The organism is Coleofasciculus sp. H7-1 (assembly GCF_057473865.1).
This window is the reverse complement of record NZ_JBYCCT010000060.1, coordinates 1-5,528: the sequence shown is the minus strand read 5'-3', so window position 1 is coordinate 5,528 and position 5,528 is coordinate 1. Positions and strand designations below refer to the sequence as shown.

Annotated in this window: 5 protein-coding genes; 2 read left to right on the top strand and 3 right to left on the bottom strand. The window is 48.5% G+C overall.

Going from position 1 to position 5,528, the window contains the following annotated elements; all coding sequences use genetic code 11:
• Positions 1-218: 218 nt before the first annotated feature.
• Positions 219-569: a histidine triad nucleotide-binding protein gene (locus AC2VDX_RS15090; protein WP_378179616.1), complete on the bottom strand. Its 351-nt coding sequence runs from the start codon at positions 567-569 to the stop codon at positions 219-221.
• Positions 570-777: 208 nt separating this feature from the next.
• Between AC2VDX_RS15090 and AC2VDX_RS15085 the strand changes: the two genes are divergently transcribed.
• Together AC2VDX_RS15085 and purB are read left to right on the top strand one after the other, a co-directional pair.
• The gene (locus AC2VDX_RS15085; protein ID WP_378179625.1) at positions 778-2,307 is read left to right on the top strand and encodes a YifB family Mg chelatase-like AAA ATPase; all 1,530 of its coding nucleotides are present in this window, start codon (positions 778-780) and stop codon (positions 2,305-2,307) included.
• A 229-nt stretch (positions 2,308-2,536) separates the two neighbouring features.
• Positions 2,537-3,832 carry an adenylosuccinate lyase gene (gene purB, locus AC2VDX_RS15080; RefSeq protein ID WP_378179618.1) on the top strand — a complete coding sequence of 432 codons (1,296 nt, stop codon included), beginning with the start codon at positions 2,537-2,539 and terminating at the stop codon, positions 3,830-3,832.
• 119 nt (positions 3,833-3,951) lie between these two features.
• Here purB and era read toward each other — a convergent pair whose 3' ends face one another.
• Together era and AC2VDX_RS15070 are read right to left on the bottom strand one after the other, a co-directional pair.
• Complete coding sequence (gene era / locus AC2VDX_RS15075; protein WP_378179622.1) at positions 3,952-4,941, bottom strand: GTPase Era; 990 nt, start codon at positions 4,939-4,941, stop codon at positions 3,952-3,954.
• 23 nt (positions 4,942-4,964) lie between these two features.
• Entirely contained in the window at positions 4,965-5,321 is a 357-nt protein-coding gene (locus tag AC2VDX_RS15070) for a succinylglutamate desuccinylase/aspartoacylase family protein (protein WP_486928196.1), read from the bottom strand.
• Between the last annotated feature and the right edge of the window lie 207 nt (positions 5,322-5,528).

The following is a 5,528-nucleotide window of genomic DNA, read 5'->3' as shown; positions in this document are numbered from 1 at the left end:
CTACGTACAGGCGGTTGTCGGTTGATGTTACCCAATCGCAGAACCGTTGCCATACGTTGGCGCTTTCGCGTCTTTGTAAGGTTGTGGTCATGTTTTTATGAGTGCTTGTTTGAATTTTCTAGGTTCGAGGTAGTGTTTTCTCTACCTTGTTATCAAGATTAACCCATCTATTGAGTTTTGTAAAGCTTTTTCAACAAAAATTTTTTCGGCTTCCTGATTCAGCCTGGAGGCCATTTCATCTGGCGTCCGCCCAAAATGTGCAAATGTAGATGGGGTACGGTTTGCCCCCCATCGGAGCCGCTGTTGATGACAACGCGGTAGCCGTTGCTGAGTCCGGCTTTTTCTGCAACATTCTTAACAATCAGCAACAAGTGACCCATGAGGTCGCGATCCTGAGAATCGGCATCGGCAAGCTGGCGAATCGGCTGCTTGGGAATCACGAGGATGTGAACTGGGGCTTGGGGTTGAATATCTTTAAAGGCAAGTGCCAGGTCATCCTCATACACAATGTCAGCGGGGATTTCGCGGCGGATAATCTTGCTGAAGATGGTTTCTGTCGTTTCACTCATATTGCTTGGTTATTTCGGTGATTAGGTGGGAAGTACAGCCATTTTAAGCCCCGACGATAAAGCTAAGGGCGATCGCGGGAACTCTAATAAAAGATTCTGTTGGTTGGCTTCTCATATAACTTGTTACAAACCTGTTTTCTGAATGAAAACGGGTTTGGACTACGGCGAACACCAACAGCATCATCAAACAAGATTGGGAGAGATTGCAATGCTGGCTAGGGTTTGGAGTGCATCTATCGTCGGTATCGATGCTGTGAAGGTGGGGGTTGAAGTCGATGTATCGGGAGGACTGCCGGGAATTGTGCTGGTGGGGTTGCCAGATACAGCGGTTCAGGAATCAAAGGAACGGGTGAAGGCGGCGCTGAAGAATGCTGGTTATGCCTTTCCGATGAAAAAAATTGTGATAAATCTGACACCGGCGGATTTACGAAAGGAAGGTCCCAGCTTTGATTTGCCCATCAGTGTGGGCATCATGGCGGCGTCTGAACAGGTGAGTGCCCAGTTGTTAGGAGATTATTTATTCTTAGGGGAAGTTTCCCTAGATGGGAGTCTTCGTGCGGTTGCCGGTGTGCTGCCAATTGCCGCCGCTGCCCAACGGATGGGAATCGCCGGTTTAGTTGTTCCAGCAAATAATGCGCGGGAAGCAGCAGTTGTCAAAGGTCTAGCAGTCTACGGTTTCAAAAATTTGTCCCAAGTGGCTGATTTTCTAAATGAGCCAGAGCGTTATTCGCCAGTGCAGGTGGATGGTAGAGAGGAGTTAGCCAAAACCCACTTCAGCAGTGCAGACTTAAAGGATGTAAAAGGACAGAGCTTTGCCCGCCGTGCCCTAGAAATTGCGGCGGCTGGTGGACATAACTTAGTATTTGTTGGGCCGCCTGGGAGTGGAAAGACGATGCTAGCGCGGCGCTTACCGGGGATATTACCGCCGTTAAGCTTTGACGAAGCCCTGGAAGTGACTCAAATTCACTCGGTTGCGGGGTTACTTAAGAATAGAGGATCGCTGGTGAGCGATCGCCCTTACCGCAGTCCTCACCACTCCGCTTCTGGTCCCGCCCTCGTCGGTGGCGGTAGTTTTCCGCGTCCGGGAGAAATATCTTTAGCACACAGAGGTGTACTTTTTCTCGATGAATTGACAGAATTTAAGCGAGATGTGCTGGAATTCTTGCGTCAGCCACTTGAAGATGGCTTTGTCACTATCTCCCGCACTCGCCAATCGGTCATGTTTCCGGCTCAGTTTACCTTAGTTGCCAGTACCAATCCCTGTCCGTGCGGTTACTTTGGCGATACCATTCAAGCTTGCACCTGTTCCCCTCGGCAGCGAGAACAATACTGGGCAAAGCTTTCTGGCCCTTTGATGGATCGGATCGATCTGCAAGTTGCAGTGAATCGCCTCAAGCCAGAGGAAATTACGCAACAACCGACTGGGGAAGAATCAGCGCCAGTTAGGAAGAGAGTGCAAATAGCACGCGATCGCGCTCATATTCGATTTAAAGACGATCCATCTGTGCGTTGCAATGCTCAGATGCAAAGTAGTCATCTGCGGCAATGGTGTCAATTGGATGATGCTTCTCGCCACTTATTAGAAGCAGCCATTCGCAAATTGGGGTTATCAGCAAGAGCAAGCGATCGCATTCTCAAAGTATCGCGTACCATTGCCGATTTAGCGGGGGATGAAGCGCTAAAAACCCACCACGTTGCTGAAGCAATTCAGTATCGCACAATCGATAGAATGCAGTGATTATAATTAGTTTTTGTTGAAGGTAAATTTCTCCCATCGCACTATTTTTTCTGGCAGAGTCCTTTAACTTTAGGCTGTTTCAGATTTGCAGGTTTACGAATCGCATCAAGCTGTGGGTAAACAAGGATAACTTCCTGCACGACAAGCTGCGCGTCAGTCAAACAAGTGGTCAATCGCTCAGCCAACCATGAGAGGTACAATATGACAGTTGTATTCTGCGACACTTGCTGTGATCGAGCGTTATACGTTGCCTGAGATGGGCAACCTGTGGACTGACACCTATAAACTGAAGACGTGGCTCCAGGTTGAAATTGCAGTCTGTGAAGCCCAAGCGGAACTCGGTTATATTCCAACCCAGGCGGTTGAGGAAATTAAGGCGAAGGCTAATTTTGACCCGAAGCGGGTGCTGGAAATTGAGGCTGAAGTCCGCCACGATATGATCGCCTTCTTGACAAACGTCAATGAATATGTAGGCGACGCGGGGCGCTATATTCACCTGGGATTAACCAGTTCGGATGTGCTGGATACAGCTTTGGCACTGCAACTGGTAGCCAGTTTGGATGTTTTGCTGGCAGGGGTGGAAGATTTGATTGCAGCAATTCGCACTCAGGCGCAGCAGCATAAAAATACGGTGATGATTGGGCGATCGCACGGCATTCACGCGGAACCGATTACGTTTGGCTTTAAGCTGGCGGGATGGTTGGCAGAAGTATTGCGATCGCGCGATCGCCTCCAGCGTCTTCGCAAAGAAATTGCCGTTGGTAAGATTTCCGGTGCGGTGGGAACCTACGCCAATATTGAGCCGCGAGTTGAAGCGATCGCTTGCCAAAAACTGGGACTCGAACCGGATACAGCATCGACGCAGGTAATTTCGCGCGATCGCCATGCCGATTTTGTACAAACTTTGGCTTTACTGGCTGCCTCGATTGAGCGATTTGCCGTCGAAATTCGCAACCTGCAACGCACAGATGTCCTAGAAGTCGAAGAATTTTTCTCCAAAGGACAAAAAGGCTCCTCTGCCATGCCACACAAGCGCAATCCGATTCGTTCGGAGCGACTGACAGGGATGGCACGGGTGGTGCGGGGTCACGCCGTCGCCGCCTTAGAAAATGTCGCCCTTTGGCACGAACGGGATATCTCTCACAGTTCCGTGGAGCGGATGATCCTGCCCGATTCCTGCACCATAACGCACTTCATGTTAGCGGAAATGACCGATTTGGTCAAAAACCTGCTGGTTTATCCCGAAAACATGGAGCGGAATATGAATTGCTACGGCGGCGTCGTCTTCAGCCAGCGAGTCATGCTCACCTTGGTAGAAAAAGGAATGAGCCGCGAGGATGCCTATGCAACGGTGCAGTCTTGCGCTCATCAAGCGTGGAATAAAACCGATGGCAATTTCCACGATTTGATTGCCAAAGACAGCCGCGTGACGCAGCATCTATCTTCAGAAGAGATTGAGGCGTGTTTCGCTCCGCAGCATCATTTGCAGCATTTAGAGGAGATTTATCAACGTTTGGGGATTTAATAAACCGCGAAGGCGCAAAGGACACGAAGGAAGAAAGAGAAGAAGAAAACTCTTCTTTTTTTCCTTCGCGCTATGCAGCGTCTAAAGCGAAGAGAGCGCATGGCGAGAGCTAAGGCGGTTTATTCCCGTTCCACCCTGTACCCCAAATCTGCTAAATGTAGTCGAGACTGCCGCCATTTCGGCTGCACTTTCACAAATAACTCCAGATAAACTTTCCCCGCAATTAACTTTTGGATTTGTTCGCGGGCGGCGCTACCAATCGCTTTGAGCATGGTTCCGCCTTTGCCAATCACAATCCCCTTTTGCGAGTCGCGTTCAACGTAGATAGTGGCGAGAAGGCGAGTAATCGTCGGTTCTTCCTCCACCATGTCAATGGTAACGGCGACTGAGTGGGGAACTTCTTCGCGGGTTAGCAGCAAAATTTGTTCTCGAATCAGTTCCCCCATGATGAAGCGTTCCGGCTGGTCGGTAACATAATCAGGAGGATAATAGTATGGTCCTGGTTCTAGGCGATCGCTTAGTAATTGCTGCAACGCCTCAACTCCCTCTCCGGTGAGGGCTGAGAACTTGACAATAGGCCAGTTGTAGGGTTCAGCTAGCTGCGTATAACTCTCATCAATTTGTTGGGAATCGGAGGATCGTAGGTCGATTTTGTTCATCCCCAACATTACAGGCGTCTTAGTGCGGCTAAGGATATCGACAATATAGCGATCGCCTCCTCCAGAGTCTACCGCTCCATCCACCACAAACAGCACCAAATCCACCGACTCAATGGCAATTTGGGCATTTTTCACCAGCACTTCCCCCAATTGGTGGTGCGGTTTGTGAATTCCTGGGGTATCGACAAAAATCATCTGTGCTTCTGGCGTCGTCACGATACCCCGCAGTCGGTTGCGCGTCGTCTGCGCCACTGGCGAAGTGATGGCAATTTTTTGCCCCACCATGTAGTTCATCAATGTAGACTTACCCACGTTGGGGCGTCCGATAATCCCAATGAAGCCCGATTTATATCCTTCCGGTGCTTTCGGAATGCTGAAAAGTGCTGACTCGTCTAGGATATTTCCCTCGCCTTTATTAAATGCTGCGTTTGTCGTCGTCCCATCTTCCATGATGTTTGCGTTTTTAAAAACACCTACATCACTGATAATACATACTCTCCTTCGTTAACTGCGTGATTCGTCGAAATATCAAAGACTAAACCAGCGTTCTCAGCACAAACATCAATTAATTTTGGTAACTTTTCCTCTTTATTAAAGCTAAGAATTTGATAAAGTCTTTCCCCAGCCTCGATTAAAGTACCTAGTTTGACTCTCAATTGGATCATCCCTCCGCTAGGTGCATAATATTTTTTTATGGTACTTTTTGGAATAAAAGTTACTCTGTGGGATGCCGTTTGCGGCAAAGGGAAGTCAGGAATCGATAAAACGCCTTTCTCGGCTAAGTAATTTTTGATGCCTTGGACTCCTTTATCCACTGATTCCGGATTCATTTGCATTCCCGAACCCAGTTCTAGTGTCCAAGATTCTTTATCAAATACTATCTGTTTTCCTAGAGTTCCTAGCTGATTTTCTAAGAGGATGTTTTAAAAGTAGGGTACTGTTGTAAGAAAGCTCACAAAGCTTATGCTGAGATTTGTAGAAACCAGCACCTTGTGAGCGAATGACTAAAGCATATCGTAGCAATCTGACATGGGAAC

What these genes read in the sequence shown, in the direction of transcription:
- AC2VDX_RS15090 (WP_378179616.1), bottom strand. Translation starts at nt 569, where the DNA reads ATGAGTGAAACGACAGAAACCATCTTCAGCAAGATTATCCGCCGCGAA.
- AC2VDX_RS15085 (WP_378179625.1), top strand. Translation starts at nt 778, where the DNA reads ATGCTGGCTAGGGTTTGGAGTGCATCTATCGTCGGTATCGATGCTGTG.
- era (WP_378179622.1), bottom strand. Translation starts at nt 4,941, where the DNA reads ATGGAAGATGGGACGACGACAAACGCAGCATTTAATAAAGGCGAGGGA.
- AC2VDX_RS15070 (WP_486928196.1), bottom strand. Translation starts at nt 5,321, where the DNA reads ATGAATCCGGAATCAGTGGATAAAGGAGTCCAAGGCATCAAAAATTAC.